Consider the following 11792-nt stretch of genomic DNA (forward strand, 5'->3'; position numbering starts at 1 on the left):
CCGAGGCCGTGGCAGCGCCCCGAGTGCCCGAGGCCGTGGCAGCGCCCTGATAGCCCGAGGCCGTGGCAGCGCCCTGATCGCCCGAGGCCGTGGCAGCTTCGTTGTCACCAGTCGCCACCGGCCCGTCGATCCACTTCGCGCGATCGAAGACATATTTTACAGCCGCCTGGATCAATTCGGGCAGCTTTAACTCTGCCTTGATTGTGATCTCGGCGGCCGCGATCTTCGTGTCGCTACCATGCTTGGCAGTACTGCCGGCCATCTCAACAATGGCGAATCGGCTCAACGCAGGCGGATAATACTGGAAGAGGTCCAGAGGATGCTCGCAGGCATGGAAGCCCGATGCACATGCTTCGACCTTGCCGTCATGCGTGTATGTCTTACCGATCTCGTATTGAAAATCGCGACACGTCAGATCGGCGTTGAAGCCCTTGTAGGCGACGATCTTCGGCGTCTCAGCAGCTTTCGATTTTTTGGTTTTCGCAGCCATCGCTCACACCTCCTCGACCACGCGCCGCTCGGTGCGGATCGTGAAGACGGTCGTGTCGGGCTTGCGGAACCGGTCGGGATCGAGGCCGGCGGCTTCCATCGCCTTGGCGTCGATCGCGCCCTTGCGGCTCGATACGGACTGGCTGGCGATGAACTCGTCGCCGCCGAGGCTGTCAGCGTCGCCCATAGCCTCGCTGATTTCGTCGCGGAGTTCCTTCTCGCGGCCTTGCAGATGCTTGATGGTTTCGCGGATCTGGCCAAGCTGGTCGACCGGGTGCCTGTTGCTAGGCAAATCGATAGCGTTCATTGTCACGCTCCTCGCGTTCAATGTCGAAAGACGTTGGTTGTGAGATGCCGGGCGGGTCGGTTTACGAGGCCTTTGCCCGTCCGGCGGCTACATCACGCGGTTTTCTTCCACGGCAGCGAACCGTTCGAAGCGCTCGAATTGGCTGGCGCGACATTCGACTGCTGTACGGTCGGCGAATTGCCACCAAAGCCGCCCGTCGCGGGCTTGGAGCCGTCTGCGGCCTTGATGCCCTTGACCTCGTTCTGCGGATTGTATCCCTCCGGCGTGCGCAGCGAGATGCGAACGAGGCAAGGCAGGTGATGCAGTTCTTCGCTGTCCTGCACGTTGAGCTTTCCAACCGCATGGCAGATCGAGGACAGCTCGCGCTGCGCGATCTCAGCCGCCTTAGGGCTGGAGTTCCACAGGTTGAGGTTCTGCCAGACCAGGCGCCCATCATACTCGCCGCCGTCGATCTTCCACGTCAGCTTGAGCATGTTGTCGCCGGCCTTCGACGGCTTGATCTCGCTGTCGACGATCATGGCGCGATATTCGCCGGCCGGGACGGGATCGAAGTCGCCGTTCGGCTCGACCTGGGTTGCATCGAATGTTCCACCGAGATTAGCCACTATGCGGCCTCCTTCATGTTCGTCATGCCAAGCGCCTCGAGATAGAGGTCGAGAATGGCTTCAAGCTCCTGCCGCTCGTTCGGGTCCATCTTGCGCAGACGGATGATTTCGCGGATGACCTTGGTATCGTAGCCGCGCCCCTTGGCCTCGGCGTAGACCTCCTTGATGTCATCGGAGATGTTTTTCTTTTCCTCTTCCAAGCGCTCGATGCGCTCGATGAGTTGGCGCAGTTCGGCGCGCGCTACCGGTTCTTCGGACATCACGCGGCCTCCTTCTTCTCTTCTGCATGCGCCGGCGCGTCATATCCGGGCAGATACGGCGCGAGGGCCGCGAAGCCGTTGCCCCGGTCAAACCGAATAGCGTTCGGAATGCCGTAGCGGTTCTTGGCCGTGTAGGCCGGCTTGCCGATCGCATGGATCAGCGTGACGCCGCCGCCGTCGGCACGGGCCCGGGTCTTGTTGAACCCCTGCTCTTCCGACTTCACGGTCACCGGCTGCTTGAGCAGGAGAATGGCGTCCATCTCGCGCTCGATCATGCCGACCGTCTTCTTGTGCAGGTCGATCTCGTACCGGTCATAGGAGACCGTCTCCGGATCGTCGAAGCGCTGGACCTCGGAATGTGCGATCAGGATGACACCCATGCCTTTGTCGGTGCGGATGGCGTTGACCGCCTCGAGGAAGTCGGCCCAGACGCGCGTGGCATAGACGTAGCCCTTACCGTAACCGAAGTCCTCGATATTGGCCTTGGCATTGCCCTTGTCGTCACCGCGACGGCACGTCTCGGCAAAGACGAGCTTCTCGAGCTCGGTGATCGAGTCGATGACCACGGTCTTGTAATCGTGATCCTCCTGGTAGAGCGCGGCGAGCGCACTGATCACGTCGTCGAACGCGTTGAGCTTGCCGAAGCTGGTCAGCTCGACGTCGCCGGGCGTTCCGTCCTCGACCTGCAGGAAGACCGCGTTAGGGAATTCGCTTGCCAGCGTCGTTTTGCCGATGCCGGGCGGGCCATAGATAAGCAGACGCGGCGGCTTGTCCGCCCTCACCTGCTTGAGATCAGAGAGGCTGATAGCCATCGTCATCTCCTTCGTGTTGGGGCGCGGAAACGATCACCGCGGCACTCGCGCCGTCTTGTGCCGGGTGAATTGTCAGCGTCAGCGGATGCCGACACTCGAAAATCTGGACATGAGCCATTGCGTTCGCCTTCGGCAGCCACACGGGCAGCGCGGCGGTGACGAGGCTGTCGTCAGAAAGGACGCCTGCCTTGACGATGGCGTCCAGCGTGGCTTTCAGGCGGTTGTCGATGTCAGACTGCAGCGAGTTGCGCTCGACGCCGACAACGACGATGCAGCGGCAATCAACGTTCTTGATGTTCTGCATCCGCATGGCCGTGATCGCGCACATCAGCCAGTCCTGATAATGCGATGACCGGACCCGACCGACGCCCTTGACGTTCTTGAACAGGTTGTTCGTCGATGGCGGTTCGGGCAGCGTGAATGTTGCGACGGGCACCGAGTGGGAGGCCCCGGCCCCGTCGCTAATCGGAGTACCCGCCAAGGTCTCCGTTTTGATCGCGGTCGCGGCGGTCATTTCTGCCCCCGCTTCGCCAGAACGCGCGCCAGCAGAGCCTCAGCCTCGCGCTCAATATCTGCATCAATGTCATCGTTGTGGAGCGCTTTCTCGACAGAGATTTCGTGTTGAAGTTTTGCGATCTGCCGTTCGCACAAGTCGAGGTAAGCGGCACGGATGCGCCCGAAAACCGTCGCCTCGACTGTCTTCGCCCGCCCCGAACGAAGATGGTTTAATGTCCAGAACGGAATGCCGTATCGCTGCTCGATCCGGTTCAAGGCATTCGATTGATCACCCCATCCCCGCGTCTCGGCCTCGACCATCCGCCGCACATAGTCGGATGCCACATCGGCGCTACTCATAACTTTCTGCTCCGTTTGCTGAGAAATTCTGCACATGCTGCTCAGTCCCTTCGCTTACGTTCCGATCAGCGAGACCAACGCGATCAAGGAACAGCGGAGAGAAAACGAAAATGGACAGCGCACGTGGGCCACCAAGGCGAGATGGGAGAAGGATAATCATGCGGCTGCTCCCTTCTCGAACTCGGACATGGCCGCCGAAATCTTCTGCCGGGTCGCGGTACGCGGCTCTCGGCCATCACGAAGCTGAAAGACAAAAAGAGGATCGCCGGCAAAGGTCTTGCCGAACTGCGTCGGATTGAGATTGTGGGTCTCAATGAACCGCTCGACTTCTGCCTTGAATGCTTCGATTTCACTCATCTCGATTGGCCTGATAGTCCTTTTCCTATCGTGATAGGTATATTCCTATTGGACGCCTGTCAACGGGCGTGCTGATAAAAAATCATGGACGCCGTTCGAAAAAGAATTCTGCGCGAGATCGAGGCGCGTGGACTGGACCTAAAAAAGGTCTCCGAAATTCTAGGCAGAAACCCTGCCTACATGCAGCAGTTCATTCATCGGAACATCCCCCAGCAACTTAAGGAGCGCGATCGCGCGAGGCTCGCTGAAATCCTCGATATCGATGAAACGGAATTGGGCGCGACGCGTGCAAGTTCTGGCACAGCTAGATCCGCTTACAAAGTCGTGCCTGAATACGATGTTCGCGTTTCGGCTGGCGCCGGAGCCCTCGCGGTTGCAGAGGCGAGAAAGGGCGACTGGCCCTTCAATCCAGAGTACCTCCGCAACTATCTCGGTCTGTCCGGTAATAACCTGGCAATCGTCGAGGTGCGCGGCGACAGCATGGAACCGACGCTGTCCAGCGGCGATCGCGTCATGGTCGATATGGGCGACGTGCAGGTTTCGCAGCCCGGCATATTCGTCATCTATGACGGTGGCGGTACGGTCATCAAGCGCGTGGAGAAGATCCCCGGCCAAAACAGGATTGTGCTGATCAGCGACAACCATCTCCATTCTCGGTACGAAGTTGACGACACCGATTTGCAGGTCATTGGCCGCGTGATCTGGGCCGCTCGCCGCCTCTAAAAAATTTTGCCGGTACGATAGGCTAATTCCTATTGACATAAGATAGGACTATTCCTATTTTCCTCTCATCAAACGAGAGGAACACGAGATGGACAAGGTGAAGATCACCCAGAAATCAGGGGTTGATGACGAGTGGACGGAATTCTCCACACGCGCTTGCCGTGGCCGGTCTGGTGAAGCGACTTGGCGCATCGAAATGCACGTTGAGAATTACCGTCATCGCTACGGCAACAAACGCGATACGACGCACCTCAACTACCTGACTATGTCGATTGAGGAAGCTACCGCACTTAGAGACAATCTCACCAAGGCGATTGAAGCCGCTAAGATCGCGCAGGTGGCGGCATGACGGACGCCCTCACCCGCGCAACCGACTCGATCTTGACGAAGATGCAGGCCTTGAACGCCGAGCTTCGCCAGCAGGATCGCGCACGCTTCCGCCGCATCGTCGCGGAATACGTCAACCGGCCGGATCTGTTCCTGATGAAGTCGGCATGCGCCCTGCGTCGGCCGAGCGTTGCCACGGTTGATGACGCCATTGCTCTGCACAAGCGGGCCGTCATTTCGCAGATCAACCGCAAGCGCGAGAACCACTGGACGTTCGATGCGAACCGGCTGATCGCCAATCGCGATCTTCTGGTCATCGCCCGGTTCATTCGTCGCTACGGCGCGCGGATCGAGGCGGGACGGCATCGGGAGGCGGCGTGATGGGCGATGCCGCAGATGACCTCTACGAGGCCGAACAGCAGGCCATGGAGGACAAGGCCGCTATGCGTCGAATCTGTCGCGACAGAGGGTGCAAGCGCCCCGACTGGCAGTACGACTCAGAGTACGTAGCCGCTTTTCGTTGCCGCACATGCGACGCGACATACGACCCCGTTTGACCGGAGACCAATCATGACCGACCAGCCATACAGTCTCAACATCACCACGAGCGACGGAAAATACACCGTCCAGCAGCTCGTGGAGGGACGGGCAATAGTGCTGCGTTACGGCGAGCCATGGGCCGCTTATGAAGGCAAGATGCTGTCCAATCTCGAATTGGCATTGGCCTTCGATTTGGAAGAGTCGCGCGAAAAGCTGGACAGTCAGCGAATAGAATTCATGGCCGCCATCAAGTTCGCAACTTCTGCCGAGTGCGAGGACGCTTTCACCTTTCTTGATTGCTGGCGCGAAGGCCGCGCGGATGTCGATAGCGAGTGGGCCGACTGGCAGCAATTCAGGGCCGGATATCTCACTGAAATCAGAGCGACGAGGACATCGTCATGACCGTCCAGACCAAGCCAAAGAAACATCGTGGCGGGTGGCTGAAAAACCCGAAGATGGCACGCAACAACGAGACGATTGGCGGAGGCTATTGGGTATTCCGTCGCGGCGACGACACCGGCCGGATCAGGCCGTCTATGTGGCCGTTCGAATATGACAGCCAGGGTGCCGCAGCCGAGCAGGCCGCGAAGCTGGCGAAGGAACATCCGACAGAACAGTTCATCGTCGTCGGCGAGCTTGGCCAGTTCTATGGCGAAGCATTCGCGAGCCGGGATGATGCGGCATGAGCAGGTTCACGCCAGACGCCGCAACCATTCGGACGCTGATGCAGTCGCAATGTATCGGCATGATCGAAGCGAAAGCCATCCTGCGCCGCGAGAGCATCCTTCGCGCCGTGGACGAGGCAAAGACGATTGATGACGTGAAAGACATCCTTCGATCTCTGATCGAGGACGCAACATGACCCCGACCGATCGCTTCATCATTCGCCAGCAAGAAGACCGGCGCCTGTTTTCCGTCCTGATCGTTCTAGCTCTCGTTGGCGTTCTCGGCATGGGCCTCGCCGCACTCAAAGTGGCGAGCGACGGATACGACCACGAGCAGCTTGTCGCAGCGGAGAATGCGCGTTGAGTGCGCCGGTTCTGGACAAGGCGATTTCCCCCGCTGACGTTGTGGATATCCTGTTAGCGAAGGGTGTGGAAATCAGCGAGCGCGAATTGCGGCGGCGGGCGCGGGAGATCGGGGCTTATCGTCAGATCGGGAGGGCGATGTTCTTCCTTCCCGAAGATCTGGAACGCATCATGGAGCCGCCGGCATGCTCAAACTCGTCAAGCGCCCGAAAAGCCCGTACTGGATCGCGCGCGGCACAATCAACGGTCACCGCGTTGAGCGAAGCACGGGAGAAACTGGCAAGGCAAGGGCACGGGACGCGCTCCCGGCGATCATAGCGGAGTACTCCGATCCTGCGCCGGCAGATTGGCGCGAGATGAATTTTGCGGTTGCCGTCAACGCTTATCTCAGCAGCGGCAAGGATGGACGGTTCCTGCCGCGGCTTCTCGACCGCTTCGCCGAAACGCAGCTTGGACAGATCGACAACGCAGCCATGGCGCGCGCCGCCAACGCTCTCTATCCCGGAGCTGCGCCAGCCACCGTTCGTCGGCAGCTCTACGTTCCGGTCTCCGCGATCATCAATTTCGTGAAGGACGACAAGCTCCGCGCTCCCAAGGGAGGCGGACAGCGGACGGTTTTTCTAACCCCGGAGCAGGCGGAATCTCTCATACGCGTCGCCACAGGCCAGCCAAGCCCGTATCTTGCGCCGCTCATGACGTTCCTGCTTGGTCAAGGCTGCCGCATGGGCGAGACAATCCGCCTCGACGGGGCTGACGTGAACCTGTCCGCCAGGTATGCCGTACTGCGCGACACGAAGAACAGCGAGGATCGAACCATTACACTGATCCCGCGCGTTGTTGCCGCCCTCTCTCGCATTCCAACCATAGGCAGGCCAGGTCCGGTCTTCCGCCGTGTTGACGGAAAGCCATTCAAGGAGAAAATCGGCCGGGGCGGCCAAGTGCGCAATCCTTTCGCCTATGCCGTCGAGACGGCCGGGCTCGATGTGAAGGTCACACCGCACGTCCTGCGTCACACGTGGGCGACGTGGCACTATGCGGTCAACAAAGACCCGCTTTCGCTCAAAGCCGAAGGCGGATGGAAGTCGAACGAATACCAGCGATATGTGAAGTCTGCGCCGTCCGGTCTAGCGGATGCGGTGAGACGTTTTGGATGGGAATTGGGGGAAAATTGGGGGACTGCGGAGCCGTTTCGAGATATTTCAACGGCTTAGATGGCAGTTTCCATCCCTTAGCAGGGGAGCGCCTTCGACCACTCGGCCACCTCTCCAAGCCGTTGCGGCCTGTCGGCCTTTTCGGCGTCGAGGACGGTCAGTCGCAGTCTGGTGGTCGCAGCTGTCGTAACCGTCTCGAATGAGCGCTCTTTGCCATGTCCGAGGGCTTCCTGCAACACCTCTGTGTCCTTTCGATGTGTGCAGGTGTTCTTCGGCGCGCGCCCGCCTCGGCAGCCACGATCACGCGGGGTCGGCGGCGGAGTTCCCTTCAGTGACAACCGACCATGGCTCGACCTCCCGATGCGGCAGCCAGCGCCCCCCTCCCGCGTTCGTCGACGACTTCTGACCTGAGGGCTTGCGCAGCAGCGCGCTTGTGCGCACAGGTCACCCCATACGTGCGATGATGTCTGGCGCGGGATCTCAAGACGAGGGAGCGATGAATATCGAGAACATGATCCTCGTCGGTTTCGCCTTCGCATTGGGCGGCATACTCAAAGGGGCGACCGGAGCGGGAACGCCGCTTCTGGCGGTTCCGATCGTCGCGCTGCTCTACGATGTGCCGACCGCCGTCGCCCTTCTCATCTTTCCGAACATCGCATCGAATGCGGTCCAGCTCTGGCAGAACCGGAGCGAGCCCGTGAATCGCTACTTTCTCTACACGTTCGCAGGGGCGTCGGCGCTCGGAGCGGCGATCGGAACCGTCGCGCTCGCGAAGATCAGCGGAGACGCGCTATTGCTCTATGTCGCGATCGTCGTCCTGTTCTTCGTCGCCTTCCGGCTGCTCAGGCCCACTTGGCGCCTGTCGCCCAAGGCGGCGAACCGACTTGTCCTCCCGATCGGCTGCCTTGCCGGCGGACTGCAGGGAGCGGTGGGCATTTCCGGTCCAGTGAGCATCTCGTTTCTCAATGCGCTGCGCCTGGAACGGCCGAAATTCGTCCTGATCATATCGCTGTCCTTCATCGCCATCGCGCTCGTGCAGCTTCCGATGCAGGTCCATTTCGGGATCATGACGTGGGAACGGGCTCAATTGAGCGTGCTTGCGCTCGTGCCGATGGGGGTCGGAATGCCGATCGGCAGCGCGATCGGGCGACGGTTCTCCGCGAAGACTTTCGACCGGATCATTCTGTTCATCCTCTTCACCTTGTCGGTCAAGATGATTTTCGAATTCCTGTTCTAGCGCGCGAGCCGAGAGCGCTTGACAGCGCGTCTCATTGGCGCTTGCTGTCAGCCCCACTGTTGGAGACGCCCATGCCCAAGCCCAACCCGCTTGTCGCCTCGCTGCCCGCAACGATCCCGTTCGTCGGGCCGGAACAGCTCGAACGGGAGAACGGGCGTCGCTTCAAGGCCAGGCTCGGCGCCAACGAGGGCAATTTCGGTTGTTCGCCTGCCGCGATCGCCGCGATGGAAGCGTCGGCGCGTGAAGAGGTCTGGAAATACTGCGATTCGGAGATCCGGGCGCTGCGCCTGGCCCTGGCGGCCCATCTCGGCGTCGCGATGGACGAGGTCGTCGTGGGATCGGGCATCGACAATCTGCTCGGGTTGACCGTGCGAATCTTTGCAGATGCCGGCGATCCGATCGTTACCTCGGCCGGCGCCTACCCGACCTTCAACTACCACGTCGCCGGCTATGGCCGCCGCCTCGTGACCGTGCCCTATCGTGATGACAAGGAGGATCTCGACGCGCTGGCCGTCGCTGCCGCGCGCGAAGAGGCCCGGATCGTCTATCTGTCCAATCCGGATAACCCCATGGGCACATGGTGGAGTGCTGCCGCCGTGGAAGCCTTCATCGACACCCTGCCTGAAGACACGCTTCTGATCCTCGACGAAGCCTATGGCGAACTCGCTCCGCCGGACGCGCTCCCGCCGGTGCTGCCGATGCGGCCCAACGTGCTGCGCATGCGCACATTCTCCAAGGTCTACGGGCTTGCCGGGCTGCGTGTCGGTTACCTGTTCGGACCGGCGGAACTTTGCGCCCAGTTCCACAAGGTGCGCGACCATTTCGGCGTCAACATCATGGCGCAAAACGCCGCCCTCGCCGCGCTGGCGGATCAGGCCTGGCTCGGTCAGGTGACGATGCAGATCGAAGCGGCACGAAAACATATCGCCGCGATCGGCACGGCCAACGGCCTCGCGCCCCTGCCCTCGGCGACCAATTTCGTCACGCTCGACTGCGGCCGCGACGGCGACTACGCGATGCGTGTCCTGCGCGAACTGAACGCCCGCGAGGTCTTCATCCGCAAACCGATGGCGCCCGGGCTCGACCGCTGCATCCGGGTCAGTTGCGGCCTGCCGCACGAGTTGGACTGCTTCGCGGCCGCCCTGCCGGAGGCACTGAAAGCCGCCGGATAACGGGCACTGGCCGCATTGCGCGGCCGGCGGCTCCGGTCTATTTTGCTGCAATGCAAAAAGAGCTGACAGAAGAGACGGATCGCAAAGAGGTGACGGGGCTCGACCCGACCCGAACCCGCCACAGCCTGGCGGAGGACGTGTTCGCGATCGCCATCGGCACCGCCCTCGTCTCCTTCGGCGTGTTCCTCTACCAGCAGGCATCGCTCGTGCTGGGCGGGCTTGCCGGAGTCGCGCTGATCCTCGACTATCTGACCCCGTTCGGCTTCGGCGCGCTCTTTTTCGCGATCAACCTGCCCTTTTACCTCTTCGGCGTCGGCAGTCTCGGCTGGGGCTACATCCTGCGTACCTTCGCGGCCGTCACGGCAATGTCGCTGATGGTGCGAGTGCTTCCCTATGGCGTGGACGTGTCATTCGTGCATCCGCTGGTCGCCTCGATGATGGGCGGCGCGATGATCGGCTTCGGTCTGCTCGCACTTTTCCGCCACGGCGCCGGTCTCGGCGGCGTGAACATCCTTGTCGCCTTCCTGCAGGAGCGCTTCAAGCTGCGCGCAGGCTATGTGCAACTCGGTGTCGATCTGGTGATCTTGTGTGCCGGCGCGCTCGTCGTCTCGCTGGAGCAACTGGCATGGTCGGTGGCCGGAGCGGTCGTTTTCAACCTGATCCTCGGCGTCAATCACAAGCCGGGCCGCTACATGGCCTTCAGCTAGGTTTGGCGCAGGCCGTGTGACATACGTGCATCAATCAGCGCGCGCAGATCGCAGTCTTGAGACGGAGCGGCGGCGATCCATCCCCGCCTCGCCACCGCTCCGCCCGGGCGCATCCCCGAAGGGAAGCGGTATCCCCGAAATCCGATCAGTGGCAGGTCATCCATTCGCGCGCTTCGCGCAGCGCCTGGGCGAGTTCCACCTTGGACATCGTCTCGGCCACTTCGGCGCGCAGTGTCGCCGCGCGACCGCATCCCTTGATGGCGGCGATGTTGAACCATTTGTGCGCCGCGACCATGTCGACGTCGCATTCGCGACCGGTCGCATACATCATGCCCATCTCAAACAGGATGTCGGCATTGTTGGCCGCGCCCAGGGCGGCCATTTCGGCATTTTCCATTTCGATGCGTGCCATCGTCTTAATCCCTGTTTCAATCCTGGAGCCGGTCTTTTCCGGCCCGCAGCTTGCTTGCTGCGTTGGGATCAGGATGGCCCCGCCCACTGAATCCCTCGCTAAGAAGCGTGCTTAATTTCGGGCAAACAAAACTCAAATGCTTCGTAAATTTCACATCGCGTTAACCGAACAACTAACTGATTTTCATAGCTTTTGAGCCGAATTTGCGTTCAATTTGAAGGCTCGCGCTAAAGGCTTTGTTCACCTTGGCCCACAAACCGAAAGGAAAACCCGGACGCTTCACGGCCCGCTCGCGACGGCAGGATCGGCGCGCTCGCTTGAATTTGTGATTACTTTTACGTAATGGTCAAAATGTACTGGCGCGGCATCAGGCCGACCAGTCATCGGGAGGAAAAGATGATCCGACAGTTCGTACTCGCCGGCGCGGTGGCCGGCATGATCGCCACGCCTGCGCTTTCGGCAGAGCCGATCGTTGGCACTTGGCTGCGCCCCAGCACCGGGACGCTCGTCAAGTTCGCCCCCTGCGGCGGCGGCAATTTCTGCGGCACCGTGCTCAATGGCAGCTACAAGGGGAAGTCCATCGGCAAGCTCGCCGGCTCAGGCGCCAACTACAAGGGCAAGATCACCGACCTGGCCGCGGGCAAGACCTATACCGGCAAGGCCAAGGTCGACGGCAACTCCATGGACCTGAAGGGTTGCGTGCTTGCCTTCTGCAAGGGCGAGACCTGGAACCGCAAATAGCGCCAAAATCCATCGTTCGTGAAATGGGCGGCTTTCCGAACCGGAGAACCGCCCTTTTTCGTGGCATTG

General features: G+C 60.8%; 20 protein-coding genes and 1 pseudogene. 12 read left to right on the top strand and 9 right to left on the bottom strand.

The window, feature by feature from the left end; translation table 11 throughout:
- The 8 genes and pseudogenes from MRY80_RS00085 to MRY80_RS00120 all read right to left on the bottom strand — a co-directional run.
- Nucleotides 1-490, bottom strand: a pseudogene (locus tag MRY80_RS00085) (hypothetical protein); the annotation flags it as partial.
- A 3-nt stretch (nucleotides 491-493) separates the two neighbouring features.
- Nucleotides 494-796 carry a hypothetical protein gene (locus tag MRY80_RS00090; RefSeq protein WP_293286678.1) on the bottom strand — a complete coding sequence of 101 codons (303 nt, stop codon included), beginning with the start codon at nucleotides 794-796 and terminating at the stop codon, nucleotides 494-496.
- Between the two features lie 92 nt (nucleotides 797-888).
- Nucleotides 889-1401 (bottom strand): DUF669 domain-containing protein, encoded by a 513-nt coding sequence (locus MRY80_RS00095; protein ID WP_293286680.1) that lies wholly within the window; start codon nucleotides 1399-1401, stop codon nucleotides 889-891.
- Entirely contained in the window at nucleotides 1401-1661 is a 261-nt protein-coding gene (locus MRY80_RS00100; protein ID WP_293286682.1) for a DUF2312 domain-containing protein, read from the bottom strand. Before MRY80_RS00100 ends, MRY80_RS00095 begins: the two co-directional genes overlap by 1 nt.
- Complete coding sequence (locus MRY80_RS00105; RefSeq protein ID WP_293286684.1) at nucleotides 1661-2473, bottom strand: ATP-binding protein; 813 nt, start codon at nucleotides 2471-2473, stop codon at nucleotides 1661-1663. The genes MRY80_RS00100 and MRY80_RS00105 overlap by 1 nt, the downstream gene beginning before the upstream one ends.
- Nucleotides 2454-2987, bottom strand: coding sequence for a RusA family crossover junction endodeoxyribonuclease (locus MRY80_RS00110; RefSeq protein ID WP_293286686.1), 534 nt, complete (start codon nucleotides 2985-2987; stop codon nucleotides 2454-2456). Before MRY80_RS00110 ends, MRY80_RS00105 begins: the two co-directional genes overlap by 20 nt.
- Nucleotides 2984-3328 (bottom strand): hypothetical protein, encoded by a 345-nt coding sequence (locus MRY80_RS00115; protein WP_293286688.1) that lies wholly within the window; start codon nucleotides 3326-3328, stop codon nucleotides 2984-2986. The genes MRY80_RS00110 and MRY80_RS00115 overlap by 4 nt, the downstream gene beginning before the upstream one ends.
- A gap of 156 nt (nucleotides 3329-3484) precedes the next feature.
- The gene (locus MRY80_RS00120; protein ID WP_293286690.1) at nucleotides 3485-3685 is read right to left on the bottom strand and encodes a hypothetical protein; all 201 of its coding nucleotides are present in this window, start codon (nucleotides 3683-3685) and stop codon (nucleotides 3485-3487) included.
- 84 nt (nucleotides 3686-3769) lie between these two features.
- Here MRY80_RS00120 and MRY80_RS00125 point away from each other — a divergent pair, with 84 nt between their 5' ends.
- The 11 genes from MRY80_RS00125 to MRY80_RS00175 all read left to right on the top strand — a co-directional run bounded on the left by MRY80_RS00125 (nucleotide 3770) and on the right by MRY80_RS00175 (nucleotide 10570).
- Entirely contained in the window at nucleotides 3770-4408 is a 639-nt protein-coding gene (locus MRY80_RS00125) for a S24 family peptidase (RefSeq protein ID WP_293286692.1), read from the top strand.
- 88 nt (nucleotides 4409-4496) lie between these two features.
- On the top strand, nucleotides 4497-4757 hold the full coding sequence (locus MRY80_RS00130) for a hypothetical protein (protein ID WP_293286694.1): 261 nt from the start codon (nucleotides 4497-4499) through the stop codon (nucleotides 4755-4757).
- Nucleotides 4754-5116: a hypothetical protein gene (locus MRY80_RS00135; protein ID WP_293286696.1), complete on the top strand. Its 363-nt coding sequence runs from the start codon at nucleotides 4754-4756 to the stop codon at nucleotides 5114-5116. Before MRY80_RS00130 ends, MRY80_RS00135 begins: the two co-directional genes overlap by 4 nt.
- 189 nt (nucleotides 5117-5305) lie before the next feature.
- Nucleotides 5306-5677 carry a hypothetical protein gene (locus tag MRY80_RS00140; RefSeq protein ID WP_293286698.1) on the top strand — a complete coding sequence of 124 codons (372 nt, stop codon included), beginning with the start codon at nucleotides 5306-5308 and terminating at the stop codon, nucleotides 5675-5677.
- Entirely contained in the window at nucleotides 5674-5961 is a 288-nt protein-coding gene (locus MRY80_RS00145; RefSeq protein WP_293286700.1) for a hypothetical protein, read from the top strand. Before MRY80_RS00140 ends, MRY80_RS00145 begins: the two co-directional genes overlap by 4 nt.
- Nucleotides 5958-6137, top strand: a complete 180-nt coding sequence (locus MRY80_RS00150; protein WP_293286702.1) for a hypothetical protein — start codon at nucleotides 5958-5960, stop codon at nucleotides 6135-6137. The genes MRY80_RS00145 and MRY80_RS00150 overlap by 4 nt, the downstream gene beginning before the upstream one ends.
- Nucleotides 6134-6304: a hypothetical protein gene (locus MRY80_RS00155; protein WP_293286704.1), complete on the top strand. Its 171-nt coding sequence runs from the start codon at nucleotides 6134-6136 to the stop codon at nucleotides 6302-6304. Before MRY80_RS00150 ends, MRY80_RS00155 begins: the two co-directional genes overlap by 4 nt.
- 184 nt (nucleotides 6305-6488) lie before the next feature.
- Nucleotides 6489-7514 carry a site-specific integrase gene (locus tag MRY80_RS00160; RefSeq protein ID WP_293286706.1) on the top strand — a complete coding sequence of 342 codons (1026 nt, stop codon included), beginning with the start codon at nucleotides 6489-6491 and terminating at the stop codon, nucleotides 7512-7514.
- 436 nt (nucleotides 7515-7950) lie between these two features.
- Complete coding sequence (locus MRY80_RS00165) at nucleotides 7951-8691, top strand: sulfite exporter TauE/SafE family protein (RefSeq protein ID WP_293286708.1); 741 nt, start codon at nucleotides 7951-7953, stop codon at nucleotides 8689-8691.
- Nucleotides 8692-8762: 71 nt separating this feature from the next.
- Nucleotides 8763-9863: a pyridoxal phosphate-dependent aminotransferase gene (locus MRY80_RS00170; protein WP_293286710.1), complete on the top strand. Its 1101-nt coding sequence runs from the start codon at nucleotides 8763-8765 to the stop codon at nucleotides 9861-9863.
- An 89-nt stretch (nucleotides 9864-9952) separates the two neighbouring features.
- Entirely contained in the window at nucleotides 9953-10570 is a 618-nt protein-coding gene (locus MRY80_RS00175) for a YitT family protein (protein WP_293286712.1), read from the top strand.
- A gap of 145 nt (nucleotides 10571-10715) precedes the next feature.
- Here the strand turns inward: MRY80_RS00175 and MRY80_RS00180 are convergent, their stop codons facing one another.
- Nucleotides 10716-10982 (bottom strand): sel1 repeat family protein, encoded by a 267-nt coding sequence (locus MRY80_RS00180; protein ID WP_293286714.1) that lies wholly within the window; start codon nucleotides 10980-10982, stop codon nucleotides 10716-10718.
- A 396-nt stretch (nucleotides 10983-11378) separates the two neighbouring features.
- On the opposite strand from MRY80_RS00180, the gene MRY80_RS00185 reads away from it, so the two are divergent.
- Nucleotides 11379-11723 carry a DUF2147 domain-containing protein gene (locus MRY80_RS00185; protein WP_293286716.1) on the top strand — a complete coding sequence of 115 codons (345 nt, stop codon included), beginning with the start codon at nucleotides 11379-11381 and terminating at the stop codon, nucleotides 11721-11723.
- Nucleotides 11724-11792: the final 69 nt, after the last annotated feature.

It is taken from the genome of Oricola sp. (assembly GCF_022763245.1).
In the GTDB taxonomy this organism is placed as follows: Bacteria; Pseudomonadota; Alphaproteobacteria; order Rhizobiales; family Rhizobiaceae; genus Oricola.